This is a genomic window from Pseudomonas sp. CBC3 (assembly GCF_037967085.1).
GTDB lineage: Bacteria > Pseudomonadota > Gammaproteobacteria > Pseudomonadales > Pseudomonadaceae > Stutzerimonas.
On record NZ_JBANEO010000001.1, the window covers coordinates 74,823 to 101,398 of the forward strand.

Consider the following 26,576-nt stretch of genomic DNA (forward strand, 5'->3'; position numbering starts at 1 on the left):
TGTAGGGCGGTGAAAACCCGTGCGGTTACACATCGCCTGACTGGCCACACACAAAACCCTGCCCACCGGCGGGGTTTTGTTTTTGCGGTTATGCACCGACACCCCGGTACGGCGGATCGGCTTTCGTATGATGGAATCGCCGAAGGCGCTTCCATCGTTTGCCGCGAACCGGCTGCATCCATCGCCCCAACACCGCAACCGTGCCCACCCACCCAAACGTCGGATTACGCCTGCGGCTAATCCAACCTACGTTGGCTGAACATTTTCGGTACGGCGGATCGGCTTCCGTAAGATGGAATCGCCAAAGGCGCTTCCGTCGTCTACCGCGACTAGGCCACACCTCCGACGACTGATCCGACTTACACTTTTGGCTCATGAATACGTCGGAGAGGCAAGGATGCCTAACTATCGTCGCGCCCTCGTTCCAGGGGCGAGCTGGTTTTTTACGGTGAATCTTCTTGAGCGGCGCGGCAATGATTTGCTGGTGCGGCACATCGATGTTCTACGGGCTGCCGTCCGACGTGTGCATCAACTCCACCCCTTTACTATCAATGCCTGGGTAGTGTTACCCGAGCATATGCATTGCGTCTGGACACTACCGCCGGGCGAGGCGGACTATTCGCTGCGTTGGCGCTTGACCAAAACGTTCTTCAGCCGCGCCTTGCCCCTTAAAGAATACCGTTCGGCTGTACGCCTGCATCGGGGCGAGAGGGGTATCTGGCAGCATCGTTATTGGGACACACCTCATCCGTAACGAAGCCGATTTCCGGCGGCATATGGATTACGTGTATGTAAACCCACTCAAGCATGGCCTGGTTCGGCGCGTTGGGGATTGGCCCTATTCGAGCTTTCACCGCGACGTTCGTGCCGGTCTGTACCCTGCCGACTGGGCCGGCGACGCGGCGCTTTCGGTGCCCGGATCCGAGTCGGATTACGCCTTCGGCTAATCCAACCTACGCCAGCCCCATCGACCAACTTCTGGCCCTTACACATGCTGCTGGGCTAGCATCGGCCCATCTTTTATCTGCGAGGCTATCGCAAGCGATACTGACGTTCAGGAGAAAACATGAGCTTTACCGTTTATTTGTCCGGCGAAATTCATACCGACTGGCGCGATGAAATCGAGCGCGGCGCCAAAGCTGCCGAGCTGGATGTGGTGTTCACTTCCGCCGTAACGGATCACGAGGCCAGCGATGCCGCCGGCGATTGCCTGGGCGCTGAGCCCAACGGGTTCTGGCGCGACCATAAGTCGTCCAAGGTAAACGCGATCCGTATCAAGACACTGATCCAACAAGCCGACCTCGTGGTGGTGCGCTTCGGCGACAAGTACAAGCAATGGAACGCGGCATTCGATGCCGGTTACTGCGCAGCCCTGGGTAAGCCCTATGTCACATTGCACGGCGACGACATTGTGCATCCGTTGAAGGAAGTCGACGCAGCCGCCATGGCTTGGGCTACGACCACCGAGCAGGTGGTGGAGATTCTTAAGTACGTGGTTCGCGACTGATAGCTAGCGATATCGGCAGGCCGATAGCCTGCATTCGCCGCGAGGGCGCGCCTCCTACACAAGCAAAGCAACCGCTATAAACAAAGACGCCCTGCATCTGCAGGGCGTTTTGTTATCGCGACTTCTTAGATGGCACCACGCTGACGCAACATATCAATAACCTGCTTGGCACCCTCCTCCACCGTCAGCGACTCGGTGTCGATTACCAGATCGGCATTGCCGGGCACATCGTAGGGGAAGGACTCGCCGGGAATGTTGTCATCACCAGCAGCATACAAGCCTCGTGGATCGCGTTGCTGACAGGTCAGCGGCGAAGCTTGGACATAAACCGTGAGCAGGCGATCAGCACCTACCAACGCCTTGGCCTGTTCGCGGCCTTCGGCATCCGGCGCGACGAAGGCCGCAAGGGTCAGCAGACCCGCCTCGTTGAATTGGCGCGCCACATGGGCGGCGCGGCGCCAGTTCTCGGTACGACCGGCACGGTCCTGCGGCAGGCCTTTGTTCAGATCGTGGCGCAGGTTCTGACCATCCAGTACGTAAACAGCACGCCCCATGTCGAACAGCTTGCGCTCCACGGCGTAGGCCAGCGTGCTCTTGCCCGCGCCCGAAAGGCCAGTGAACAACACGGTGGCCGGCTGCTGACCGAAGCGCGCTGCGCGCTCTTCGGTGGACACATGAGCCAGCGCACCGTGATGCCCAGTAGAACCATGAGCAAGCGGGTCAGCGATGATCATGCCGGCACCAACGGTGCCGTTGGTGAGCCTATCGATAATGATGAATGCACCAGTCGTGCGGTTCTGCGCGTAGCCATCCAGGGCGATCGGCGCGTCCAGACTGATCTTGACGCGACCGATTTCGTTCAGCTGCAGGCTGCTCGCCGCACCATGCTCCAGAGTATTGACGTCGACGCTATGGGTGATGCTAGCAATCGAGCCCGGCACATAGCTGGTGGCGCGCTTGATGTCGTATTTCTTGCCCGGCAGCATCGGCTCTTCGCCCATCCATACGAGCATGGCCTCGAAGCCGTCGGCGATGCGTGGCTGGTTGTCGGCGTGAACCAGCATGTCGCCACGGGACACGTCGATTTCATCTTCCAGCGTCAGGGTGATCGCCTCGCCCGGCGTGGCCTGTTCCAGCTCGCCATCGAAGGTGACGATGGATTTGACCTTGCTGCGCTTGCCGGACGGCAGCACCGTGATCTCATCGCCCTTGCGCACGATGCCGCTGGCGAGGGTGCCGGCGAAGCCGCGGAAGTTGAGGTTGGGACGATTGACATACTGAACCGGGAAGCGCAGGTCATCGAAATTGCGGTCGCCGGCGATTTCGACGCTTTCGAGAATCTCCATCAGCGACTGGCCTTCATACCAGTGCGCGCGTTCGCTGCGGTTAACCACGTTGTCGCCCTTGAGCGCCGACATGGGCACGAAGTGCAGCGAAGTCGGTTGCAGATCGATACGCTCGGCAAAGTTTAGATAATCCGCCTTGATGCGCTCGAAAACGGACTGGTCGAAGTCCATCAGGTCCATCTTATTAACTGCGACGACGATGTGCTTGATGCCCAACAGCGAGGTGATGAAGCTGTGGCGCTTGGTCTGGGTCTGCACGCCGTAGCGGGCATCGACGAGGATGATCGCCAGATCACAGGTCGAGGCCCCGGTGGCCATGTTGCGGGTGTACTGCTCATGACCGGGCGTGTCGGCGATGATGAACTTGCGCTTGGCAGTAGAGAAGTAGCGGTAGGCGACATCGATCGTGATGCCCTGCTCGCGCTCCGCCTGCAGGCCGTCGACCAGCAGTGCTAGATCCACGTCATCGCCGGTGGTGCCGGACTTTTTCGAGTCACGGGTGATCGCTTCGAGGTGATCTTCATAGATCATCTTCGAGTCATGCAGCAGGCGCCCAATCAGGGTGCTCTTGCCATCGTCGACGTTGCCGCAAGTGAGAAAGCGCAACAGCTCCTTGCGCTCGTGCTGGGCCAGGTACGCGAGGATGTCCTCGCTGATCAAATCAGACTGATGAGACATGGTGCGGAATCCTTAGAAGTAGCCCTGACGTTTCTTTTCTTCCATCGACCCGGCGCCGTCGTGGTCGATGACCCGACCCTGACGTTCGGACGTGCGGGTCAGGAGCATTTCCTGGATGATTTCGGGCAGGGTCGAGGCCGTGGATTCCACTGCGCCGGTCAGCGGGTAGCAGCCGAGGGTACGGAAGCGGACCATCCGTTTTTCGATCCGCGCCTTTTCCTCGTCAGTGAGGTGCTCGAGGATGCGCTCGTCGTCGATCATGATCAGGGTGCCGTTCTTCTCGATGACTTCGCGCTCGGCGGCGAAATACAGCGGCACGATCGGAATCTGTTCCAGATAGATGTATTGCCAGATGTCCAGCTCGGTCCAGTTCGACAGCGGGAAGACGCGGATGGATTCGCCCTTCTTGACGTTGCCGTTGTAGACGTTCCACAGCTCGGGACGCTGGTTCTTCGGGTCCCAGCGGTGCTTGCTGTCGCGGAAGGAATACACGCGCTCCTTGGCACGGGACTTCTCTTCATCACGACGCGCCCCACCAAAAGCAGCGTCGAAGCCATGCTTGTCCAGCGCCTGTTTGAGACCCTCGGTCTTCATGATGTCGGTGTGCTTGGCGCTACCGTGGGTAAACGGGTTGATGTTCTGAGCGACACCATCCGGATTGACGTGGGTGATCAGGTCCAGGTCCATTTCCGTGACCATTTGCTCGCGGAAGCGGTACATCTCCTGGAACTTCCAGCGCGTGTCGACGTGCATCACCGGGAACGGCAGACGACCGGGAAAGAACGCCTTGCGTGCCAGATGCAGCATTACGGCGGAATCTTTGCCGATGGAATAGAGCATCACCGGGTTATCGAATTCGGCGGCCACTTCACGAATGATGTGGATGCTTTCCGCCTCCAGCTGTTTCAGATGCGTCAGTTTGTCGACCATGGCTACTCACGAATTTGGCAGATGGACGGCCGGCGGGCCGGAGCGAGGGCGCAACTCTAACACGGCGCAAACTTCTAATCAGGCCGCTGCTTAGAACGAAATTGACTAAATTTATGCCTCGGTCATTGGGCAAACGATGGCGGCTCAGCGGGGTCTTTCAGCTGCGAGGCCAAGCTCATGGCCCAGAAACAAAGACGTCTGCTTCTACAGCGCCGCCGGTGCGCAGAGCGCATCCTACGTCCAAATCATTTGCCATAGACGGTGTTCGCTTGTCGTAGGGTGCGCTTTGCGCACCAAGGCAGCGCCTCTAGGCGACCTAGGCCGGATTGGGGCAATCGATGAACCGATGCTCGACGGCAAACCGCTTCGCCAGATAGTCACCGAGCGCCTGAACGCCGTAACGCTCGGTGGCATGGTGTCCGGCGGCGAAGAAGCTCAAGCCATTTTCACGCGCGATATGCACCGTGGGCTCCGAAACCTCCCCGGTTAGATACGCGTCAACACCCGCGGCCACGGCCTGATCGATATAGCCCTGGGCGCCGCCCGTGCACCAAGCGATGCGTCTGATCGGCCGCGGACCTTCGACCATCAGCGGCTCACGTCCTAGCGCGGCCGTCACCCGTCGCATGAAATCAGCAGGCGCGAGCGGTACATCGAGCGAGCCGACAAGGCCAACCGAGCGGGGATTGTCGGGTTCCAGAGGCCCTTCAACGGTGAGGCCGAGCAGCCGTGCCAACTGCACGTTGTTGCCCACTTCCGGATGCACGTCGAGCGGCAGGTGATAGGCAAGCAGGCTGATGTCGTTGCTGAGCAGCGTCTTCAACCGCCGCTGCTTGATGCCTACGACGCGCGGGTCTTCGTTCTTCCAGAAATAGCCGTGATGGACCAACACCACGTCGGCCTGCGCTTCGACTGCGGCATCGAGCAGTGCCTGGCTGGCAGTCACACCGCTAACGATGCGGGTCACCTGCCGCCGTCCTTCTACCTGTAAGCCGTTGGGGCAATAGTCAGATATCTTGGAGGTGGTCAGGTAGCGATCGGCTTCTTCGACCAGCGTGCTCAGCTCAACGGCCATGCATACATCCTCTTGGCAAATACGGGTATCTCGCGGCCGCCGCGGAGGCTGAAAGCTGCGCGATGGACGGATTGAAACGACATGGCTGAAACCACCTCACCGGCCCGGCACAGAATCGCCATCGGCAAGGCTGCAATTCGCAGCCAGCTTCGTATAATGCCGCCACCTTAAGGGGCGCAATCGCCCTCCGCAACCTGTCCGGATTTCGAATCGCGATGATCAATGCCCTGCGTTTTCTTGGCTGGCCGTTGCTGGTAGGCCTGCTGGTGGCCCTGCTAATCATTCAGCGTTATCCGCATCTGGTAGGCCTGAGTACCGAGCCGGAATACACCCTGCGTCAGGCACCGCTGGTGGGGATACCGCAACAAGGCCCCTATTCCTATGCCAATGCGGTCAGCGGCGCGGCGCCAGCTGTGGCCAACCTCTACACCACCAAGGTGATCGACCGCTCCAGCCAGCCGCCGATGATCAAGGACGATCCTCTGTTTCAGCGATTCTTCGGTGACAACCTGCCGCGCCAGCGCCGCATGGAATCAAGCCTGGGCTCCGCGGTAATCATGAGCCCCGAAGGCTATCTGCTGACCAACAACCACGTCACCGCCAATGCCGAGCAGATCGTGGTGGCCTTGCGCGATGGCCGGGAAACGCTCGCGCGGGTCATTGGCAGCGACCCGGAAACCGATCTTGCGGTGCTGAAGATCGATCTGGCGGAGCTACCCGCGATCACCATCGGCCGTTCGGACAGCATCCGCATTGGCGACGTGACACTGGCGATCGGCAACCCGTTCGGCGTCGGCCAGACCGTGACCATGGGCATCATCAGCGCCACCGGGCGCAACCAGCTCGGTCTCAATACCTATGAAGATTTCATTCAGACCGACGCGGCGATCAACCGTGGAAACTCCGGCGGCGCGCTGGTCGACACCGCCGGACATCTGATTGGCATAAACACGGCGATCATCTCTGAATCCGGCGGCTCGCAAGGCATCGGGTTCGCGATTCCAGTGAAGCTCGCCATGGAAGTAATGAAATCCATCGTGGAACACGGCCAGGTGATTCGCGGCTGGCTCGGCGTGGAGGTGCAATCGCTGACCCAGGAACTGGCGGAATCCTTCGGCCAGGCAGGTCGGCCGGGAATCGTGGTTGCCGGCGTCTATCGGGATGGACCGGCTGAACGCGCCGGTCTGCGGCCAGGTGATCTGATCCTAAGCATCGATGGACAGCAGTCCAGTGACGGACGCACCTCGATGAACCAGGTCGCGCGCGTGCGGCCGGGCGATGAGATCGATATCGATATACTACGCAACGGGAAACCGCTGACACTTACCGCCGAGGTCGGCATGCGGCCTCCGGTAGAGAAGAGTCCGCAGTAAGCTGCAAGCTGCAAGCTGCAAGCTGCAAGCGAATCAGCATGCGGGCCGACGCTGAAAACGACAACGATGCTTTTGCTTACTCGAAGCTTGTGGCTTGAGCTTGTAGCCGCTCCTATAGCGCCTGTAACAGCGCCTGATTCTGCTCCGGCGTGCCGATGGTGATCCGCAAGTACTGGTCGATTCGCGGATGCTTGAAATGCCGCACGATGACGCCCTGCTCCCGAAGCCCTGCGGCGAGCTCGGCAGCGTCGCGTTGCGGATGACGGGCAAAAATGAAGTTCGCCGCCGACGGCAACACCTCGAAGCCCAGCGCCTGCATCGAGGTCACCACCGCTTCGCGACTGGCGATCACCTGCTGACAGGTTTGCTCGAAATAATCGCGATCTTCGAACGCGGCCGCCGCCCCGGCGATGGCGATGCGGTCCAGCGGATAGGAATTGAAGCTGTTCTTGATGCGCTCCAGTGCCTCGATCAGATCCGGATGCCCGACAGCCAGACCAACGCGCAGTCCCGCCAGTGAACGGGACTTCGACAGGGTCTGAGTGACCAGCAGGTTCGGATAGCGATCCACCAGCGCAATGGCCGATGTGCCGCCGAAATCGATATAGGCCTCATCCACCAGGACCACCGAATCGGGGTTTGCCTGCAACAACCGCTCGATCGCTTCCAGCGCCAGCAGGCACCCGGTGGGCGCGTTGGGATTGGGGAAGATAATGCCGCCGTTCGGCCGATTGTAGTCAGCCACGTCGAGCTGGAACTGCGCGTTCAGCGCGATGGTTTCGTAGTCGATTCCATAGAGCCCGCAATAGACTGGATAGAAGCTGTAGGTCACATCGGGGAACAGCAGCGGCTTGCCGTGCTGGAACAAGCCGTGAAAGGCGTGCGCCAGCACCTCGTCCGAACCATTGCCGACGAAGACTTGGCCCGGCTGCACACCGTAATAGTCAGCCACCGCCTGCTTGAGGCGCTCGCCGTTCGGATCGGGATACAGGCGCAGGCTGTCGCCGATTTCCGCCTGCATCGCAGCAATAGCCTTGGGCGACGGGCCGTAGGGATTTTCGTTGGTATTGAGTTTGACCAGCTTGCTCAGCTTCGGCTGCTCACCCGGTACGTAGGGCACCAGGGTTTTGACGAAGGGGCTCCAGAATTTGCTCACAGCCCTTCTCTCCTTTCAAAAAATCGCTGAAGACTGAAGGCCGAAGGCTGGACGAAAGGCATCAAATGCCTCGTCCCAACTACAACCTCCAGCGCTTTTATCGGTTTTACTGCTTTATCCGGTACTCCGCGCTACGCGCATGCGCGGTCAGCGACTCGCCGCGAGCCAGCACTGAGGCGATCTTGCCGAGCTCAGACGCACCTTCCGCCGAGCAATTGATGATCGACGAGCGTTTCTGGAAATCGTAAACACCCAGCGGCGATGAGAAGCGCGCGGTGCCGGAGGTCGGCAATACGTGGTTGGGGCCGGCACAGTAGTCGCCCAGCGCTTCGGCCGTGTATCTGCCCATGAAGATCGCGCCGGCGTGGCGGATCTGCTCCAGATACTGCTCGGGATTTTCCACCGACAACTCCAAGTGTTCCGGCGCAATGCGGTTGGCCACCTCGATGGCCTGTTGCATGTCGGCGACCCGAATCAGCGCACCACGGCCCTGCAATGATGCATGGGCGATCTCGCTACGCTCCAGAGTCGGCAGCAGCCGGGCAATGCTCTCGGCAACCTTGTCGAGGAATGCTGCATCCGGGCTGACCAGAATAGACTGGGCATCTTCGTCGTGCTCGGCCTGGGAGAACAGGTCCATGGCGATCCAGTCGGGATCGGTCTGGCCGTCGCATACCACCAGAATTTCGGAGGGTCCGGCGATCATGTCGATTCCGACCTTGCCGAAGACGTGGCGCTTGGCCGTGGCGACGTAGATGTTGCCGGGGCCGACGATCTTGTCCACCGGCGGTACGCTCTCGGTACCGTAGGCCAGCGCGGCGACCGCCTGGGCGCCACCGATGGTGAACACGCGGTCGACACCGGCGATGCAGGCCGCAGCCAGCACAAGTTCGTTGATTTCACCGCGCGGTGTGGGCACGACCATGACGACTTCCGGCACACCGGCAACCTTCGCCGGAATGGCGTTCATCAGCACCGACGAGGGGTAAGACGCCTTGCCGCCTGGCACGTAAAGCCCAGCACGATCGAGCGGCGTGACCTTCTGACCCAGCACCGTGCCGTCGACTTCGGTGTAGGTCCAGGAGTCCTGTTTCTGCTTTTCGTGATAGCGACGAACCCGCTCAGCGGCTGATTCCAGTGCATGACGCTGCGCCGGGCTGATGCGTTCGAGCGCCAACTCGAGACGCTCACGCGGCAGGATCAGATCTGCCATCGAGGCCACTTCCAATCCATCGAAACGCTGCGTCAACTCGACCAGTGCCGCATCGCCGCGCTCGCGCACCGCCTTAATGATCTCCAGCACGCGCTGGTTAACGCCGTCATCGGACACGCTTTCCCAGCTCAGCAGATGATCCAGGTGTCGCGAAAACTCGGGATCGGCAGCGTTGAGTCGGCGGATGTCGATGGGAGCGGTCATAACGGGCCTCATAAGGAGTGCGGCGAAGCGGTTTGCAGGCGCCCGTAGATTAACAAGCCAACCGTGCGGGCACCTGAGAATTTAAGGCGATGACACGAAGAGGCGAGCCGGCTGTAGCAGCCCGGCGGAAGATCAGTTCTGCTGTTCGATCGCGTTCTGCAACGCATCGATCAGCGTCTGGATACGCGCATGCTGCATCTTCATCGAGGCCTTATTGACCACTAGGCGCGAGCTAATCATGGCGATCAGCTCTTGCGGCTCCAGTCCGTTGGCACGCAGCGTATTACCGGTGTCGACCACGTCGATGATCTTGTCCGCCAATCCCACCAGCGGCGCCAGCTCCATCGAGCCATAGAGCTTGATGATGTCGACCTGACGGCCCTGCTCGGCGTAGTAGCGTTTGGCGACATTGACGAACTTGGTCGCAACGCGCAGCCGCCCTTTGGGCTCCGGCGCACCGACCTTGCCGGCCGTCATCAGCTTGCAGTTGGCGATTCTCAAATCCAGCGGCTCGTACAACCCCTGGCCACCATACTCCAACAGCACGTCCTTGCCAGCCACGCCAAGATCCGCCGCGCCATGCTCGACGTAGGTCGGCACGTCCGTGGCGCGCACGATCAGCAGACGCACGTCATCCTGCGTGGTCGGGATAATCAGCTTGCGGCTTTTATCTGGATTCTCGGTGGGCACGATACCTGCCGCCGCCAGCAGCGGCAGCGTGTCGTCGAGAATGCGGCCTTTGGAAAGGGCAATGGTGAGCATGGACGGTTATTCCTTGAAGCCTGTTAATGGCGACCTTGGCGCAGGCAGCGGCGAGCGAGCGCCAGTCTCAGCCAAAGCCACCGACTCCGAGAGTGACGGCTTCGACCCATTGCCGATAGCTAGCCCGGTACGCGGCGAATCTTGGCGCCCAGCAATTGCAGCTTCTCTTCGATGCATTCATAACCACGATCGATGTGGTAGATGCGATCGATCAGCGTGTCGCCTCCGGCCACTAGGCCGGCGATCACCAGACTCGCCGAGGCCCGCAGATCGGTCGCCATGACGGGCGCGCCCTTGAGCTTCGGCACGCCGGTCACGATGGCAGTGTTGCCCTCGACGAGAATCTGCGAGCCCATGCGGTTCATTTCGTATACATGCATGAAGCGGTTCTCGAACACCGTCTCGATCACCGTACCAGTGCCTTCGGCAACGGCGTTCAGCGCAATGAACTGCGCCTGCATATCGGTGGGGAATGCAGGATACGGCGCAGTACGGATGTTCACCGCTTTCGGCCGATTGCCCTTCATGTCCAGCTCGATCCAGTTGCTACCGGTATCGATATAGGCACCGGCTTCTTCGAGCTTGTGCAATACCGCCTCGAGGAGGGTGGCGTCGGTGTCCTTGAGCTTCACGCGACCGCCGGTTGCCGCAGCGGCGACCAGATAAGTGCCCGTCTCGATGCGGTCCGGCATCACGCTGTAACGACCGCCACCCAGACGTTTGACGCCGTCGATGACGATGGTGTCGGTGCCGGCGCCGGAAATCTGCGCGCCCATGGCATTGAGGAAGTTCGCTAGATCGACCACTTCCGGCTCGCGCGCGGCGTTTTCCAGCACGCTGCGGCCGTTGGCCAGCGCCGCGGCCATCATGATGTTCTCAGTGCCGGTCACGCTGACGATATCGAAGAAGAAGTGCGCGCCGCGTAGACCGCCAGCTGGCGCCCGCGCCTTGATGTAGCCACCTTCGACGTCGATCTGCGCGCCCATCGCTTCCAGGCCGCGAATGTGCAGATCCACTGGGCGCGAGCCGATGGCGCAACCGCCTGGGAGGGCAACTTCCGCTTCGCCGAAACGCGCAACCATGGGTCCGAGGACCAGGATCGATGCACGCATCGTCTTCACCAGCTCGTAAGGCGCGACCAGCGTCTGGATGCTGCTGGCGTCGACTTCGACGCTGAGCTTTTCGTCGATGACCGGTTGCACGCCCATGCGACCGAACAGCTCGATCATGGTCGTGATGTCGTGTAGGTGCGGCAGGTTGCAGACGGTTACCGGAGTATCGGCAAGCAAGGTGGCCGCCAGGATTGGCAGGGCCGAGTTTTTGGCACCGGAGATGCGAATCTCGCCATCGAGGCGGGCACCGCCAGTAATGATCAATTTATCCATGATATTCCTGTAACCCGCATGCTCGAAGCGCTTGCGAAGAGGGGCCGCGCCCAGTCAGTGCAGCGCGCGGCTCGAATATGTCTGTCGTGACCGGTGATCAGCTACGCGCCAGCCAGTCGGCACGGCTGAAGAATTTCATCGTGACGGCATGAATGCTGCCGTCGGCTATCCACGGGTTCAGCTGCGCATAAATCTGCTGCTGGCGCTTGACCGGACTCAATCCGGCCAACTCGTCGCTGATCACGTTGAGCTGGAAATTGCAGCCTTCGCCTTCGACTTCCACCTGTGCGTCCGGAAGCTTCTCTTCCAGAAAATTCTTAACTTCTAGGGCCTGCATGTTCAACCTCTATCGGCGCCGGACGCGCGCGGCCGGCCATCATACAAAAAAGCCCGAAGACTGCGAACCCCGAAGCCCTTCGAGCTGAAGCAGCCTCGCTACTCGAGCGTTTCTGCCTCGCTGCTACGCGGATGCCGGTGATGGTGGCCCGCCTCTACTGCTGGGAATCGAGAAGATGCAAAGCGTACGACGAGAATCGCCACCGCCAGCAGCAGAATGGCTCCGGAAATATAGACAACCCCCATGTCCGGACGGTGATGATGCGAAACGTCCGAGATCAGCAAGCGAGTCAGGGCGGTGATTGCCACATAGATAAGGAAGCGCACCGGCATGTGATTGGTTTTGAAGTAGATACCAACCATCGCGCCGAGCTCAAGGTAGATGAACAGCAACAGGATGTCATCGACACTGATGCTGCCCTTTTCGATCATGCCCAGAAAGGCCACCAACCCGGCCCAGGCGGTAACCGCACCGATGCCGAACAGCGCCAGGTAATGAAATGTCTCGACCAGTAGATTACCCAGCGACTCGGCGACGGCATGCACCTTGCCGCGCGCCGTTTCTGCCCAGCGTAGCGTCATCAAACCGTTCCTCGCACTTCGTCCGCTAGCGAAAGGACGTCCAGCAGGCCGGACACCCTGGCGATTTCACGCATGTCGCCGGGCATGCCGGCGATGGTCACTTCGCGTCCTAACGAGATTGCGTCCCGGGTATAGGCCAGCAGCAGCGACAGCCCGACGCTGCTGGATTTTTCCACTGACGAGCAATCGATCAGCAGCGGCTGCCCTTTAACACCACGGATCAAGGCCTGACCGGTCCGGCGCAAGGCCGGCCCGGATTGGTAATCGAGCACGCCGGAAAGCCGCAACTCGCCGCTGGCGCCGCTTTCGACACGCCCCTCACTCATCGCCTGTCGCCTGCTGGCCAGCCTCGGTGTCCTTGGCGCGTGCGACAACTTCGCCCCAGCCAGCGATGGTCTTGTCCAGATCACCACCATTTTTTTGCATGGTGTCGGCGAACTGGTCACGGAACAGTTTGCCGATATTGATGCCGTTGATGATCACGTTGCGCACCCGCCATTCGCCTCCCTGATTGACCATGGTGTACGACACCGGATATATCTCACCCTGGCGACCGGTTACTTCCATACCAACGCTGGTACGCTCGGCATCCTGCTTGCCACTGGCCGGCAGCACTCGAATCTGCTGATTGTTGTATTCCAGCAAAGCGTTGCCATAAAACTGCATGAGACTGCGCTTGAAGTTTTCCTGGAAGCGGGTCATCTGCTCCGGGCTGGCGCTGCGCGAATACTTCACGGTCATGATGCTGCGCGAAATCCCCTCGGCATCGACCACCGGACCGAGGATGTCGTTGAGCGACTCGTAGAAGGCGTTCGGGTCCTGCCGGTACTGATCCTTATTGGCCTTGAGGTCGGCGAGCAGCTCGTCGGTGGTCTTCTGAATCACTTCGTGAGCGCTCGGGGCCGCCAGAGCCAGCATGGGCAGGGCGGTCAGCAATACCAGCAAACTGCGACGCAGGGCATTCATCATGGGGATGTTCCTCACTCTTTATTGACCGAATTGAGCAAAAATTTGCCGATCAAATCTTCCAGTACCAAGGACGACTGGGTGTCGCGAATCGTATCGCCGTCACCCAGTGTTTCCTCTTCGCCGCCGACGCTGATGCCAATGTATTTTTCGCCCAGCAGGCCGGCGGTCAGAATCGACGCGGTGGAATCGATCGGCAGGATATCGACGTCCTGCTGAACCTCCAGCGTGACACGCCCGGTATAGCTCTCGCGATCCAGGTCGATCGCCGTCACCTTGCCAATCGTCACGCCGGCCATGGTTACCTTGGATCTGACACTCAGACCGGCAATATTGTCGAAATAGGCGTACAGCCGATACGTGTCAGCGCTATCGACGCTCAGCCCGCTGACCCGTAGCGACAGCAGCATCAGGGCCAGGACGCCCGCCAAGAGGAACAGGCCAACACCAATTTCCAGGGTGCGGATACGCATCAAAAATCTCCAAACATCAACGCGGTCAGAATAAAGTCGAGGCCGAGCACGGCCAGCGAGGCGTAAACCACCGTTCGGGTGGTGGCACGACTGATACCTTCGGAGGTGGGCTCGCAGTCATAGCCCTGGAACACCGCAATCCAGGTCACCACGACAGCGAACACCATGCTCTTGATAACGCCGTTGAGCACATCCGAAGTGAAGACAACACTGTTCTGCATATTGGCCCAGAACGAGCCTTCGTAGACGCCGAGCCAGTCCACGGCAACCATCGCACCACCCCAGATACCGACCACGTTGAAAATGACGGTCAGCAACGGCAGGGAAATGAAGCCGGCCCACAACCGTGGCGCGACGATGTATTTCAGCGGATCGACACCGATCATTTCCAGGCTGGACAGCTGCTCGGTGGATTTCATGTTGCCGATCTCGGCAGCCAACGCAGACCCGGCACGGCCAGCGAACAGCAGCGCGGTGACCACCGGCCCCAGCTCACGCAGCAGTGTCAGGGCGACCATCTGCCCCACCGCCTGCTCGGAACCGTAATTGCTAAGAATGCTGTAGCCCTGCAGCGCCAGCACCATGCCGATGAAGATGCCGGAAACCACCACGATCGCCAGTGACAATACGCCAACCGAATAGAGCTGCCGGACCAGCAAAGAGAAACGGTTGCCCAGCCCGCTGGGACCGAACAATGCGTGGAACAGGAACAGCGTGGCGCGCCCCTGCGCGGCAACCACATTCAATCCGGCCTCACCGAAAAGCCGGATTCGCTCGATCAGGGAACGCTTACGCATCGGAGCCTCGCAACAAGTCCTCGGCATAGGCCGTCGCCGGAAAATGGAAAGGCACTGGACCATCCGCCGCGCCTCGCATGAATTGCTGGATACGCGGGTTCGTGGATTCGCGCAGCTCGGCCGGCGTGCCCTGCCCCAGCACCTGCCCATCGCCGACCACATAAATGTAATCGGCAATACTGGAGGTTTCGGCCAGGTCATGGGAAACCACGATACTGGTAATGCCCAGTGCATCGTTGAGCAGACGAATCAGCTGCACCAGCACGCCCATGGCAATCGGGTCCTGGCCGGCGAAAGGTTCGTCGTACATGAGGATCTGCGGATCGAGCGCGATCGCCCGCGCCAACGCCACGCGACGCTTCATACCGCCGGACAACTCATCGGGCATCAGCTCCACCGCACCACGCAAACCCACCGCCTGCAGCTTCATCAGAACGATGTCGCGAATCATCTCTTCCGGCAGTTTGGTATGCACCCGCAGCGGGAAGGCGACGTTTTCGAAGACATCGAGATCGGTGAACAGTGCACCGCTTTGGAACAGCACGCCCATCTGCTTGCGCATGTCGAACAGTTCGCGACGCGACAGCGTGGGCAGGTTGGTCCCGGCCACCCAGACTTCGCCGCTGGTCGGTTTGAGCTGGGCGGCGATCAGGCGCAGCAGCGTGGTCTTACCGCAGCCGGACGGCCCCATGATGGCCGTCACCTTGCCTCGCGGTATGACGATATCGACATTATTGAAAATGCTCCGCTCGCCGCGCATGAAGGTGACCCCCTTCAGCTCGACGGCGTTAGCGTTGGCGGCGCTCATCGGATCTCCTCGGATACGGTCTGCGAATCTGACGCCCTCCGATGTTTCGGAGATACTTCGCAGAGCCGTTTTGGCGGCGCGAACTATAGCACCGCGCCGGGAGCCTCCCAAGCCAGCGTCTGTATCGGCGCATTAGCGAGCGCACATTCGTTCAGCTTGAGTTCAGCTTCAGACGCGACGATCCGCTTGAAAGCTTTTCGGTGAGCCGCGATGGGTTTGCCGCTATAATCCCGCGTTTTCATTCAGGCGATGAAACAGACATGAGTCAGAGCAGCCAGCTGATCGAGACTGCCCAGCGGACCATTCGCATGGAAATTGAAGCGGTCGAGCAACTCAAGGCCCGCATCGATGAACAGTTCGTCAAGGCATGCGAGCTCATCCTGCAATGCAAAGGCCGCGTCGTCGTGGTCGGTATGGGCAAGTCCGGACACATCGGCAACAAGATCGCTGCCACGCTCGCCAGCACCGGAACCACTGCGTTCTTCGTTCACCCGGCCGAAGCCAGCCATGGCGACATGGGCATGATTACCCGCGACGACGTCGTTCTGGCCCTGTCCAACTCCGGCAGCACTAACGAGATCGTGACATTGCTGCCACTGATCAAACGTCTCGGCATCACCTTAATCAGCATGACTGGCAATCCCGAGTCGGTGCTCGCCAAGGCGGCGGCGGTCAACCTCGACGCGAGCGTAGCCATCGAAGCTTGCCCGCTAAATCTCGCGCCGACTTCGTCGACCACTGTCAGCCTGGTACTCGGTGACGCCCTGGCGATCGCCTTGCTCGAAGCGCGCGGGTTCACCGCCGAGGATTTCGCCTTCTCGCACCCGGGCGGTGCACTCGGCAGACGCCTGCTGCTCAAGGTCGAACACGTCATGCACGCAGGCGATCGTCTGCCCCAGGTCAAGCGCGGCACACCATTACGCGAAGCATTGCTGGAAATGACTCAGAAAGGGCTCGGCATGACGGCGGTGGTGGAGACCGATGGCGGTCTGGCCGGCATATTCACTGACGGCGACCTGCGCCGTACGCTGGACAAAGGCGTCGACGTGCGTCAGGCCAGCATCGATCAGGTCATGACCATCCACGGCAAGACCGCCAGCGCCGACATGCTCGCCGCCGAAGCTCTGAAAATCATGGAAGACAATAAGATCAACGCGCTGGTGGTGGTCGATGACAATGACCGACCGGTCGGCGCGCTGAACATGCATGATCTGCTGCGTGCGGGAGTGATGTAAGTGAACGACCTACTGCGGCGCGCCCGCGACATTCGCCTGGCCATTTTCGATGTCGACGGTGTACTCACGGACGGTAAGCTGTACTTTCTCGTCGACGGCAGCGAATTCAAGACGTTTAACACGCTCGACGGTCATGGCATCAAGATGCTGATCAACTCCGGCGTACGTACGGCGATCATCAGCGGTCGCAAGACGCCAGTGGTCGAGCGTCGCGCACAGAACCTCGGCATCCAGCATCTCTACCAAGGACGCGAGGACAAACTGGTGGTCCTCGATGAACTGCTCGCCGAACTCGGACTCGACTACGCTGAAGTGGCCTATCTGGGCGATGACTTGCCGGATCTGCCGGTGATCCGCAGGGTCGGCCTGGGAATGGCCGTCGCAAGCGCCGATGCCTTCGTCCGCGATCATGCCCATGGTGTGACCAGCGCCCGCGGCGGCGAAGGCGCTGCGCGCGAGTTCTGCGAACTGATCATGCGCGCCCAGGGCAGCCTCGAAGCCGCCCAGGCCGCTTATCTCTAGAGGTTCCAATGCTGAGCAGAATCCGCTTCCCTGCCGTCCTGCTGCTGATCGCACTGTTACTGATCGCTGTCGGCTACTGGAACATTCGCCCCGAAAGCTTCATGCAGGAAGCTCCGGTGACACAGGGCGAGACATCGCCGATCGACTTTTACGTCATTAACTCGCGAACCGTGCAGTATCAACCGGATGGCAAGCGCAACTACGTGCTGCTCTCCGAGAAGGTCGAGCACATCAAGGCCAGCGATGTCAGCCTGTTGACTCGCCCAGATTTACGCTCCTACCGGAGCTCCGAACAGCCGTGGCATGTTACCAGCGAGCGTGGAGAAGTGGGGCCGCTGGGCGAGGAAGTCGAGCTGATCGATAACGTCAGGATCGAACGCAACGACGCCGAGGGACGTCCGACGATAGTCACCACCAGCCGGATGACGGTGCTTCCCGAGAAGGATTATGCCGAGACCCGCCAACCCGTTAGAATCGTCGCCGCGAACGGCGTGACGACCGCCACGGGCATGAAAGCGTATCTGAATGAAGGCAGGATGCTCCTGCTATCCAATGTAAGAGGCCAGCATGAGCTGCGTTAAGACCCTCCCCCTCCTGATAGGCTTGAGCATCTTTCTGCTTGGCACGACTGCACATGCGCTTCCAGAAGACCGCAACCAGCCGATCCGCGTCCAGGCGGATACCGCGGAACTTGATGATCGACAGGGCGTAGCCGTATATCGCGGCGATGTGGTGATCACCCAGGGCACCATGAAGATCACTGGCGATACGGTGACGATCACCCAGGACGAAAACGGCGATGTAGAAGTGTTCACCTCCATCGGCAAACCCGCCTACTACGAGCAGAAGCCCGCAGTGGACAAGGAGATCGTCAAGGCTTACGGCCTGACCATCCAGTATTTCGCAGCCAACGAGCGCATCGTCCTGATCGATCAGGCGAAAGTCGTTCAGGAAGGCAATACCTTCGAAGGCGAAAAAATCGTCTATGACACCCAGCGGCAGATCGTCAATGCCGGCCGTGCGACCGATACCGATGTCACCACGCCGCGCCCGCGCGTGGACATGGTGATTCAGCCGCGCAGTAAAGATCAGCCGGCAGCGGAGCAGACCGAGTAATGGCGATTCTCAAGGCCCAGCACCTGGCGAAGAGTTACAAAAGCCGCCAAGTCGTGCGTGATGTAAGTCTGTCCATCGGAAGCGGACAGATCGTTGGTCTGCTGGGGCCGAACGGCGCCGGGAAGACCACTTGTTTCTATATGATCGTCGGGCTGGTGAAGGCCGATCAGGGCCGCGTGCTGATCGACGAACAGGACGTCACGCATCTGCCCATGCATGGTCGCGCGCGCGCAGGCATCGGCTACTTGCCGCAGGAAGCGTCTATCTTCCGCAAACTGTCGGTAACCGACAACATCATGGCGATCCTGGAGACGCGCAAGGACCTGGATCGCAACGGGCGCCAGCAAGCACTGGAAGGCCTGCTACAGGAATTTCATATCCACCATATTCGCGACAGCCTCGGCATGAGCCTCTCGGGTGGCGAGCGGCGACGCGTCGAAATTGCTCGCGCCCTGGCCACCGCGCCCAAGTTCATTCTTCTAGACGAGCCCTTTGCGGGCGTCGACCCTATTTCGGTCGGCGACATCAAACAGATCATTCACCATCTCAAGGCCAAAGGCATCGGCGTACTCATCACCGACCACAACGTACGCGAGACACTGGACATCTGCGAAACCGCCTACATCGTCAACGATGGCCAACTGATTGCCGAAGGTGACGCCGAGACGATCCTGGCCAATCAGCTGGTCAAGGAAGTTTACCTCGGGCACGAATTCCGCCTCTGATGTCATTTTTTTCCGTCGAGACGGCCACCCAGGACTAGGCAAAAGCTTCGATGGCAGGCATATAATTTGCTTACATTGGCGCCTGCCAGCGCCAGCGAAATCGGAACAGGCGCGGTTGCGCCGGCAAACAAGGTTCGAAGTCCTCTGCCATGAAACCATCGCTAGTCCTGAAGATGGGCCAGCAGCTGACGATGACACCGCAGCTGCAACAAGCCATACGACTGCTCCAGTTATCCACGCTCGATCTCCAGCAGGAGATTCAGGAAGCGTTGGATTCCAATCCCATGCTCGAGCGTGAAGAGGACGGAGAGGATTTCGATCACTCCGATCCGATGGCCGAGTCGATCGAGAAAAAGCCGGAAAGCACGCCGACCGAACAGAGCGAGCCTGACAATCACTACGAGGAACCCATCAACACGGTGGAGAACCTCGAGGAAGGCGATTGGGGTGACCGCATTCCCGATGAGCTTCCGGTGGACACCGCCTGGGAAGACATCTACCAGACGAGCGCCAGCAGCCTGCCCAGCAGCGATGATGACGAATGGGATTTCACCACTCGAACCTCAGCCGGTGAAAGCCTGCAGAGCCACTTGCTCTGGCAGCTCAATCTCGCACCGATGAGCGATACAGACCGCCTTATCGCAGCCACATTGATCGACTGCATCAACCCACAGGGTTACCTCGACGAGACCCTTGAGGAAGTACTCGAGTCGTTCGATCCAGAGCTGGAAATCGAACTCGACGAGATCGAGGTGGTGCTGCGCCGCATTCAACAATTCGAACCGGCTGGCATCGGGGCACGTAACTTGCGCGAATGCCTGCTGTTGCAACTGCGTCAACTGCCGGGGCGAACCTTGTGGCTAAGCGAGGCGGTGCGACTGGTCAGCGACCATCTGGATATCCTCGGCAGCCGCGACTACAGCCTGCTGATGCGCCGCATGAAGCTCAAGGAAGACGAGCTGCGCCAGGTCATCGACCTGATCCAGACGCTCAATCCTCGACCCGGCTCGCAGATCGAAGCGAGCGAGCCGGAGTACGTCGTGCCGGACGTGATCGTGCGCAAGCACAATGGCCGCTGGCTGGTCGAACTGAACCAGGAGGCAATGCCCCGCCTGCGCGTGAACGCTCAGTACGCAGGCTTCGTCAAACGCGCCGATGCCAGTGCCGACAACACCTTCATGCGCAACCAGCTTCAGGAGGCGCGTTGGTTCATCAAGAGCCTGCTCAGCCGCAACGAGACGCTGATGAAGGTCGCCACGCAGATCGTCGAACATCAACGCGGCTTCTTCGAGCACGGCGATGAAGCGATGAAGCCGCTGGTGCTGCACGACATCGCCGAGGCGGTAGGCATGCATGAGTCGACGATCTCACGAGTCACCACGCAGAAGTACATGCACACGCCACGCGGCATCTATGAGCTGAAGTACTTCTTCTCCAGCCATGTCAGCACGGCGGAGGGCGGCGAATGCTCTTCCACCGCCATACGGGCGATCCTCAAAAAACTGGTGGCTGCGGAAAACCCGAAAAAGCCATTGAGCGACAGCAAGATCGCTGGTTTACTGGAGGCACAGGGGATTCAAGTTGCACGCCGTACCGTCGCCAAGTACCGCGAATCACTCGGTATCGCACCATCCAGCGAACGTAAGCGGTTGATGTAAATGTCAGGTCGATTTCTTCCGGTGACGGGTCATCCCGTCAATCGCACGTGGCAAAAAGGAGATGCAGTATGCAAACCAACATCACTGGACTTCATCTGGAAATCACAGAAGCCCTGCGTAACTACGTCGAAGAGAAATTCAGCCGACTGGAACGGCATTTCGATCGCATCATTGCCGTCCAGGTGATCCTTCAAGTCGAAAAGCTCAAGCAAAAAGCCGAAGCCACACTGCACGTCGCCGGACGCGAGGTCGTCGCCAATGCCGAGCATGAAGACATGTACGCGGCAATCGATCTCCTTGCCGACAAGCTCGATCGGCAGCTCATCAAGCACAAAGAAAAACAGCTCGACCATAACCAGGGTGCAATAGCTCGCTAGCCCATCATGATCCGACTAGAAAACATCCTGACCCCCGCACGTTCCCTCGTGAACGTGCCGGGCGGCAGCAAGAAGCGCGTACTGGAACAGATCGCCAAGGTGCTTGGCCGAGACCTTCCTGATCTGGATTCTCAAACCATTTTCGAAAGCTTCGTTGCCCGCGAAAAGCTAGGCTCGACCGGCTTCGGCAACGGGATCGCCATCCCGCACTGCCGCATGCCCGGCTGCACCTCGCCGCTCAGCGCGGTGTTGAGGCTGGACGATCCGGTGGACTTCGATGCCATCGACGGCGCTCCGGTCGATCTGTTGTTCGTCCTGCTCGTGCCGGAAGCGGCGACTGACGAACACCTCGAACTGCTTCGCCAGATTGCTAGCATGCTCGATCGCGAGGACGTTCGTGAGCGTCTGCGCCAGGCCAGAACGGGACAGGATCTGTATCAGACCGTCGTTGATATTCAGAGCGGCCACTAGCGGAAACCATCTCGCTGGCCCTGCGACGAGTGAGGAAAGAGACGTGTCCCTAACCTTGCACCAACCACCTCGACAGTACAGCGTGCAGCCAGGCTCATGCCAGCACGCTCGTATCCTGCCGGGCGTCGCGCCGCCATGCGCCTGATCATCGTCAGCGGTCGCTCCGGCTCTGGCAAGAGCACCGCGCTCGACGTGCTCGAGGACAACGGCTTCTACTGTATCGACAACCTTCCCGCCGGACTGCTGCCGGAACTGGCGGAACGGGCGTTGCTGCATACGGAGCTGATACAGCCGCAGGTCGCCGTATCCATCGATGCGCGCAACCTGCCCAGCCAGTTGAAGCGTTTTCCCGAGTTGCTTGAAGAGGCCCGCGCCCGGCATATCCAGTGCGATGTGCTGTACCTCGATGCGGCGGACGAGACACTGCTCAAGCGCTTCTCGGAAACCCGTCGGCGCCATCCGCTGACCAACCAGAATCGCTCGCTGGCCGAGGCCATCCGTGACGAGGAGTTGCTTCTGGCTCCCATCATCGACCTCGCCGATCTCAAGGTCGACACGACGCATCTGAACCTCTATCAATTGCGTGACACGCTGAAGCTTCGCCTGCTGAACAAGCCGGAACCGGGCACGGCGTTTCTCTTCGAGTCCTTTGGGTTCAAGCGTGGAATGCCGGTTGATGCCGACCTCGTGTTCGATGTGCGCTGCCTGCCGAATCCGTACTGGAAGGCCGATCTGCGCGACTTTTCCGGGCTGGACCAGCCCGTCATCGACTATCTCGCCACACAAGCGGATGTCGAAGATATGTTTCAGGACATCTTCGCCTACTTGAGCAAATGGCTTCCGCGCTTCGCCGCCAGCAATCGCGCCTATGTCACGGTCGCCATCGGCTGCACCGGCGGGCACCACCGTTCGGTCTATCTGGCCGAGCGACTCGGCCAGGCGCTGCGCGAACCTTTGAAGAATGTCCAGGTACGCCATCGCGACCTGGCTTAGGACCCCACATGCCCTCCTGCGAAATCACCATCATCAACAAGCTGGGCCTGCATGCCCGCGCAGCCGCCAAGTTCGTCGGCGTCGCCAACCGGTTTCCCTGCGACATCCGCATTGGCCGTTGTCCTGCCACCCTCGTTGATGGCAAAAGCATCATGGCGGTCATGATGCTAGCCGCCAGCAAGGGCACCAACCTGCACCTGCACACCGAGGGCGAGCAGGAGCAAGAGGCAGTCGATGCGCTGATCGCACTGATCGAAGACTATTTCGAGGAAGGAGAATAGAGCAGCTGGAAGGCTGGAAGCGAAACAGTGCCGAGCCCCGCCGAGCCTTTTCAAACTACTCGCTTCAACCTTACAGCCTCTTTTCGCCCAGCTAGCCTCCAGCTGTTATCGGCTTTCAACTTGCCGCTTTAACTCCCCGCCACCTTCATTCGCTCGATCAGCACCGATCCCGTGTGAATGCTGCTACGCGTCTCGACATCGCAGCCGACCGCGACGATCTGGCGGAACATGTCGCGCAGATTGCCGGCGATAGTAACCTCCTGTACCGGGAACTGAATCTCACCATTCTCGACCCAGAAACCGCCAGCACCGCGCGAGTAGTCGCCGGTGACCAGGTTCAAGCCCTGCCCCATCAATTCGGTGACCAGCAAACCACGTCCCATACGGCGAATCAGTGCAGCCTGATCCTCATCCCCGTGGGTGACGAAAAGGTTGTGCACGCCGCCCGCATTGGCCGTGCTGGGCATTCCCAACTTGCGTCCGGAGTAGGTGCCCATCACATAGGAAAGCAGCTTGCCATTCTCGACGAAGGGTTTGGCGTAGGTCGCCAAGCCATCGCTGTCATAGGCCGAACTGGCCAACCCGCGCAGCAGGTGCGGACGCTCGTCGAGGCTCAGCCACTCGGGAAACAGCGTCTGGCCCAGCGCATCTTCCAGATAGGAAGACTTGCGATAGATATTGCCGCCGGAAATCGCCGCGAGGAAATGCCCAAACAACCCAGTCGCCAGTTCCGAGGAGAACAGCACTGGAACGTCGCACGTCGGCACGGGGCGAGCGCCGAGACGGCGAACGGCGCGCTCAGCGGCACGACGACCGATCGACTCGGCAGAGGCCAGATCGCTGGCGACGCGGCTGACGTCATAGTGATAATCGCGCTGCATCTGCCCATCGGACTCGGCGATCATCACGCTGCTCAGGCTGTGGCGGGTGCTGCAGTAGGCGCCAATGAAGCCGTTGCTGTTGCCATAGCCGCGGCACCCTTGGTGGGTGCTCAGGCTGGTGCCGTCTGCATTTCGAATGCGCGAATCAGCCGCGAAGGCCGCCGCCTCGCAGCTCAAGGCCAACTCCACCGCCTCATCCGGCGCAATGCTCCAGGGATGGTAAAGGTCCAGGTTCGGCACATCCTTAGCCATCAGAGCAGGATCGGCGAGCCCGGCGAATTCGTCTTCCGACGCATGCCTGGCGATCGCCAGTGCCGCCGCCACGGTTTCGCGAATCGCCTCGTCGCCGCTGCCGGTGGTACTCGCCGAGCCCTTGCGCTGACCGACGTACAGCGTGATACCGAAGCCCTGATCACGATTGAATTCGACCGTTTCCACTTCTCGCTGACGAACCGTCGTCGACAGCCCCTGCTCCATCGAGACGGACACCTCGCAGGCACTGGCACCCTGGCGGCTCGCCTCTTCGATGATCTGCGCAATCCTGTCGCGCAGTCCCGGCAACACGTGCGGGCCTATCCCCTCAACTTCACTCATAAACACTCCAAGCATTGATTCGATCAAATCGCAGCCGCCAGCGCTCGGCTGAGCTGCGCAGCAAAGCTGCTGTTATCATGGCGGCATTTCCTACTGGACCAGCCCCATGTCTGATATTTCCGATCTCGACGGCTTCGAGGAAAAAAGCAAAACCCAGGTCAAGCGCGAGCTTCATGCTCTGCAGGAGCTGGGTGAACGCCTCGCCACACTCAAGCCCGACGTGCTGGATCGCCTTCCTCTCACCGATGCGCTGCGCAAGGCGCTGGCCGATGCGCCCAAGCACACGGCAAACATCGCGCGTAAACGCCACCTGCAATACATCGGCAAGCTGATGCGCGACCAGGATATCGAAGGCATCCTGGCCCTCGTCGACCAGCTCGACGCCTCCACTCGCCAGTACAACGAGCGCTTCCACGCCCTGGAACGCTGGCGCGATCGCCTGATCGCCGGCAACGATGAAACCCTCGAAGCCTTCGTCACCGAATATCCCGAAACCGACCGCCAGCAACTGCGCAGCCTGATCCGCCATGCTCAGCACGAAGCGGCGCGAAACAAGCCGCCAGCGGCCAGTCGCAAGATCTTTAAGTACATCCGCGACCTCGATGAAACCAAGCGCGGTTTGAAATAAGCTGCCTTGAAGCCTGAAGCTGAAGTGATCTGGACTGGCTTTCAGCTTCGGGCCTCAGCTTCAAGCTCCCGTTCCCCCCACCGTAATCCCGTCGATCTTCAGTGTCGGCTGTCCGACACCCACCGGCACCGATTGGCCGTCCTTGCCGCAGGTGCCGACACCGCTGTCCAGTTCCAGGTCGATACCGACCATCGACACCTTGTTCATCACGTCCGGACCGTTGCCGATCAGAGTCGCCCCCTTCACCGGCGCGGTGATCTTGCCGTCCTCGATCAGATAGGCCTCGCTGGTCGAGAACACGAATTTTCCACTGGTAATATCCACCTGCCCGCCGCCGAGACTCGCACAGTAGATGCCCTTCTTCACCGAGCGGATGATCTCTTCCGGGTCGCTTTCGCCCGCCAGCATGTAGGTATTGGTCATCCGTGGCATCGGGAGGTGCGCGTAGGACTCACGCCGTCCATTACCCGTAGGCGCAACGCCCATCAAACGCGCGTTGAGCTTGTCCTGGATGTAGCCCTTGAGAATGCCGTTTTCGATTAGCGTTGTGCACTGAGTGGGCGTGCCTTCGTCGTCGACGCTAAGCGAGCCCCGGCGGTTGGCGAGGGTGCCGTCATCGACGATGGTGCACAGTTTGGAGGCGACCTGCTGGCCGATCCGGCCGCTGTAGGCCGAGCTGCCCTTGCGATTGAAATCGCCTTCCAGGCCATGCCCCACCGCCTCGTGCAGCAACACGCCGGACCAGCCCGGCCCGAGCACGACGGGCAGGGTGCCGGCCGGCGCCGCCACGGCCTCGAGATTCACCAGCGCCTGCCTTAGTGCTTCACGCGCATAGCCCATCGCGCGGTCTTCGTTGAGAAAGTAGTCATAGCCGGTACGTCCACCGCCGCCCTGCCCGCCGCGCTCGCGACGTCCGTTCTGCTCGACGATGACGCTGACGTTGAAGCGCACCAGCGGGCGAATGTCGGCAGCCATGCCGCCGTCCAGCCCCGCCACCAGCACATGCTCCCAAACACCGGCCAGGCTCACCGTCACCTGTTTGATGCGCGGGTCCAGCGCCCGCGTGGCGACGTCGATGCGCTTGAGCAGCTCGACCTTTTCCGCCCGGCCGAGCCCATCCAGCGGATTGTCCTGAACGTATAACGGTGCAAAGGCCGCCTTCGACAGCACCTCGACACGGCCCTGCTGGCCACTGCGAGAAATCGAGCGGGCCGCTTCGGCTGCCTGGCGCAGCGCATCGGCTGTGATCGCGTTGCTGTAGGCGAAGCCGGTCTTTTCTCCGGACAATGCGCGGACGCCCACGCCCTGCTCGATGTGGAAACTGCCTTCCTTGACGATGCCATCTTCTAACACCCAGGACTCGGTCACCTGGTCCTGAAAATACAGGTCCGCAGCATCGATGCCGGGGCCGGCCAGTTCGCCAAGCAAGCCCGGCAAATCATCTAGCCCCAGCCCACCCGGTGTCAGCAGTCGCTCGGTGACGGGTAACAACAGTTCACTCATA

At 60.3% G+C, this 26,576-nt stretch carries 29 protein-coding genes and 1 pseudogene; 14 read left to right on the top strand and 16 right to left on the bottom strand.

Annotated elements, in window-relative coordinates; genetic code table 11:
- Positions 1–397 precede the first annotated feature (397 nt).
- Both V6943_RS00375 and V6943_RS00380 read left to right on the top strand, forming a co-directional pair.
- Positions 398–947 (top strand): annotated as a pseudogene (locus tag V6943_RS00375) (REP-associated tyrosine transposase).
- 119 nt (positions 948–1,066) lie between these two features.
- Positions 1,067–1,507 (top strand): YtoQ family protein, encoded by a 441-nt coding sequence (locus V6943_RS00380; RefSeq protein WP_340552271.1) that lies wholly within the window; start codon positions 1,067–1,069, stop codon positions 1,505–1,507.
- 125 nt (positions 1,508–1,632) lie between these two features.
- Here V6943_RS00380 and cysN read toward each other — a convergent pair whose 3' ends face one another.
- From cysN to V6943_RS00395, 3 genes are all read right to left on the bottom strand, one after another.
- On the bottom strand, positions 1,633–3,531 hold the full coding sequence (gene cysN / locus V6943_RS00385) for a sulfate adenylyltransferase subunit CysN (RefSeq protein WP_340552272.1): 1,899 nt from the start codon (positions 3,529–3,531) through the stop codon (positions 1,633–1,635).
- Between the two features lie 12 nt (positions 3,532–3,543).
- Positions 3,544–4,461, bottom strand: coding sequence for a sulfate adenylyltransferase subunit CysD (gene cysD / locus V6943_RS00390; RefSeq protein ID WP_131649923.1), 918 nt, complete (start codon positions 4,459–4,461; stop codon positions 3,544–3,546).
- A gap of 316 nt (positions 4,462–4,777) precedes the next feature.
- A complete protein-coding gene (locus V6943_RS00395; protein ID WP_340552273.1) occupies positions 4,778–5,536 on the bottom strand; it encodes a Nif3-like dinuclear metal center hexameric protein in 759 nt (252 codons plus the stop codon).
- Between the two features lie 215 nt (positions 5,537–5,751).
- Here V6943_RS00395 and algW point away from each other — a divergent pair, with 215 nt between their 5' ends.
- Positions 5,752–6,909 carry a Do family serine endopeptidase AlgW gene (algW, locus tag V6943_RS00400; protein ID WP_131649921.1) on the top strand — a complete coding sequence of 386 codons (1,158 nt, stop codon included), beginning with the start codon at positions 5,752–5,754 and terminating at the stop codon, positions 6,907–6,909.
- Between the two features lie 112 nt (positions 6,910–7,021).
- Here algW and hisC read toward each other — a convergent pair whose 3' ends face one another.
- The 11 genes from hisC to V6943_RS00455 all read right to left on the bottom strand — a co-directional run bounded on the left by hisC (position 7,022) and on the right by V6943_RS00455 (position 15,591).
- Positions 7,022–8,065 (bottom strand): histidinol-phosphate transaminase, encoded by a 1,044-nt coding sequence (gene hisC / locus V6943_RS00405; protein ID WP_340552274.1) that lies wholly within the window; start codon positions 8,063–8,065, stop codon positions 7,022–7,024.
- 106 nt (positions 8,066–8,171) lie between these two features.
- The gene (hisD, locus tag V6943_RS00410) at positions 8,172–9,482 is read right to left on the bottom strand and encodes a histidinol dehydrogenase (RefSeq protein WP_340552275.1); all 1,311 of its coding nucleotides are present in this window, start codon (positions 9,480–9,482) and stop codon (positions 8,172–8,174) included.
- 132 nt (positions 9,483–9,614) lie between these two features.
- A complete protein-coding gene (gene hisG, locus V6943_RS00415; RefSeq protein ID WP_340552276.1) occupies positions 9,615–10,244 on the bottom strand; it encodes an ATP phosphoribosyltransferase in 630 nt (209 codons plus the stop codon).
- A 119-nt stretch (positions 10,245–10,363) separates the two neighbouring features.
- A complete protein-coding gene (gene murA, locus V6943_RS00420) occupies positions 10,364–11,629 on the bottom strand; it encodes a UDP-N-acetylglucosamine 1-carboxyvinyltransferase (protein WP_340552277.1) in 1,266 nt (421 codons plus the stop codon).
- 97 nt (positions 11,630–11,726) lie between these two features.
- Positions 11,727–11,966 (bottom strand): BolA family protein, encoded by a 240-nt coding sequence (locus V6943_RS00425; RefSeq protein ID WP_131649916.1) that lies wholly within the window; start codon positions 11,964–11,966, stop codon positions 11,727–11,729.
- A 98-nt stretch (positions 11,967–12,064) separates the two neighbouring features.
- On the bottom strand, positions 12,065–12,547 hold the full coding sequence (locus V6943_RS00430) for a phosphate-starvation-inducible protein PsiE (protein ID WP_340552278.1): 483 nt from the start codon (positions 12,545–12,547) through the stop codon (positions 12,065–12,067).
- The gene (locus tag V6943_RS00435; RefSeq protein WP_340552279.1) at positions 12,547–12,873 is read right to left on the bottom strand and encodes an STAS domain-containing protein; all 327 of its coding nucleotides are present in this window, start codon (positions 12,871–12,873) and stop codon (positions 12,547–12,549) included. Before V6943_RS00435 ends, V6943_RS00430 begins: the two co-directional genes overlap by 1 nt.
- Positions 12,866–13,516 (bottom strand): MlaC/ttg2D family ABC transporter substrate-binding protein, encoded by a 651-nt coding sequence (locus tag V6943_RS00440; RefSeq protein WP_131649913.1) that lies wholly within the window; start codon positions 13,514–13,516, stop codon positions 12,866–12,868. Before V6943_RS00440 ends, V6943_RS00435 begins: the two co-directional genes overlap by 8 nt.
- A gap of 11 nt (positions 13,517–13,527) precedes the next feature.
- Positions 13,528–13,986, bottom strand: coding sequence for an outer membrane lipid asymmetry maintenance protein MlaD (gene mlaD, locus V6943_RS00445; protein ID WP_131649912.1), 459 nt, complete (start codon positions 13,984–13,986; stop codon positions 13,528–13,530).
- Positions 13,986–14,783 (bottom strand): lipid asymmetry maintenance ABC transporter permease subunit MlaE, encoded by a 798-nt coding sequence (gene mlaE / locus V6943_RS00450; RefSeq protein WP_340552280.1) that lies wholly within the window; start codon positions 14,781–14,783, stop codon positions 13,986–13,988. Before mlaE ends, mlaD begins: the two co-directional genes overlap by 1 nt.
- A complete protein-coding gene (locus V6943_RS00455) occupies positions 14,776–15,591 on the bottom strand; it encodes an ABC transporter ATP-binding protein (protein WP_340552281.1) in 816 nt (271 codons plus the stop codon). Before V6943_RS00455 ends, mlaE begins: the two co-directional genes overlap by 8 nt.
- Before the next feature lie 260 nt (positions 15,592–15,851).
- Here V6943_RS00455 and V6943_RS00460 point away from each other — a divergent pair, with 260 nt between their 5' ends.
- The 10 genes from V6943_RS00460 to V6943_RS00505 all read left to right on the top strand — a co-directional run bounded on the left by V6943_RS00460 (position 15,852) and on the right by V6943_RS00505 (position 22,969).
- A complete protein-coding gene (locus tag V6943_RS00460) occupies positions 15,852–16,826 on the top strand; it encodes a KpsF/GutQ family sugar-phosphate isomerase (RefSeq protein WP_340552282.1) in 975 nt (324 codons plus the stop codon).
- Positions 16,827–17,348 carry a KdsC family phosphatase gene (locus V6943_RS00465; protein ID WP_181100090.1) on the top strand — a complete coding sequence of 174 codons (522 nt, stop codon included), beginning with the start codon at positions 16,827–16,829 and terminating at the stop codon, positions 17,346–17,348.
- 8 nt (positions 17,349–17,356) lie between these two features.
- A complete protein-coding gene (gene lptC / locus V6943_RS00470) occupies positions 17,357–17,929 on the top strand; it encodes an LPS export ABC transporter periplasmic protein LptC (RefSeq protein WP_340552283.1) in 573 nt (190 codons plus the stop codon).
- A complete protein-coding gene (gene lptA, locus V6943_RS00475) occupies positions 17,916–18,464 on the top strand; it encodes a lipopolysaccharide transport periplasmic protein LptA (RefSeq protein ID WP_131649906.1) in 549 nt (182 codons plus the stop codon). The genes lptC and lptA overlap by 14 nt, the downstream gene beginning before the upstream one ends.
- Positions 18,464–19,189: an LPS export ABC transporter ATP-binding protein gene (gene lptB, locus V6943_RS00480; protein WP_340552284.1), complete on the top strand. Its 726-nt coding sequence runs from the start codon at positions 18,464–18,466 to the stop codon at positions 19,187–19,189. The genes lptA and lptB overlap by 1 nt, the downstream gene beginning before the upstream one ends.
- Positions 19,190–19,338: 149 nt before the next feature.
- Positions 19,339–20,847 (top strand): RNA polymerase factor sigma-54, encoded by a 1,509-nt coding sequence (locus V6943_RS00485; protein WP_340552285.1) that lies wholly within the window; start codon positions 19,339–19,341, stop codon positions 20,845–20,847.
- 68 nt (positions 20,848–20,915) lie between these two features.
- A complete protein-coding gene (gene hpf, locus V6943_RS00490; protein WP_131649903.1) occupies positions 20,916–21,224 on the top strand; it encodes a ribosome hibernation-promoting factor, HPF/YfiA family in 309 nt (102 codons plus the stop codon).
- 6 nt (positions 21,225–21,230) lie between these two features.
- The gene (gene ptsN / locus V6943_RS00495; RefSeq protein WP_131649902.1) at positions 21,231–21,695 is read left to right on the top strand and encodes a PTS IIA-like nitrogen regulatory protein PtsN; all 465 of its coding nucleotides are present in this window, start codon (positions 21,231–21,233) and stop codon (positions 21,693–21,695) included.
- Positions 21,696–21,830: 135 nt separating this feature from the next.
- A complete protein-coding gene (gene rapZ, locus V6943_RS00500; protein WP_131650045.1) occupies positions 21,831–22,688 on the top strand; it encodes an RNase adapter RapZ in 858 nt (285 codons plus the stop codon).
- 8 nt (positions 22,689–22,696) lie between these two features.
- The gene (locus V6943_RS00505) at positions 22,697–22,969 is read left to right on the top strand and encodes an HPr family phosphocarrier protein (RefSeq protein ID WP_181100083.1); all 273 of its coding nucleotides are present in this window, start codon (positions 22,697–22,699) and stop codon (positions 22,967–22,969) included.
- Positions 22,970–23,097: 128 nt separating this feature from the next.
- Here V6943_RS00505 and pmbA read toward each other — a convergent pair whose 3' ends face one another.
- Entirely contained in the window at positions 23,098–24,444 is a 1,347-nt protein-coding gene (pmbA, locus tag V6943_RS00510; protein ID WP_131649900.1) for a metalloprotease PmbA, read from the bottom strand.
- Between the two features lie 106 nt (positions 24,445–24,550).
- Here pmbA and yjgA point away from each other — a divergent pair, with 106 nt between their 5' ends.
- Positions 24,551–25,072 (top strand): ribosome biogenesis factor YjgA, encoded by a 522-nt coding sequence (yjgA, locus tag V6943_RS00515; protein WP_131649899.1) that lies wholly within the window; start codon positions 24,551–24,553, stop codon positions 25,070–25,072.
- 60 nt (positions 25,073–25,132) lie between these two features.
- On the opposite strand, the gene tldD is transcribed toward yjgA, so the two are convergent.
- Positions 25,133–26,575: a metalloprotease TldD gene (tldD, locus tag V6943_RS00520; RefSeq protein WP_340552286.1), complete on the bottom strand. Its 1,443-nt coding sequence runs from the start codon at positions 26,573–26,575 to the stop codon at positions 25,133–25,135.
- Position 26,576 lies beyond the last annotated feature (1 nt).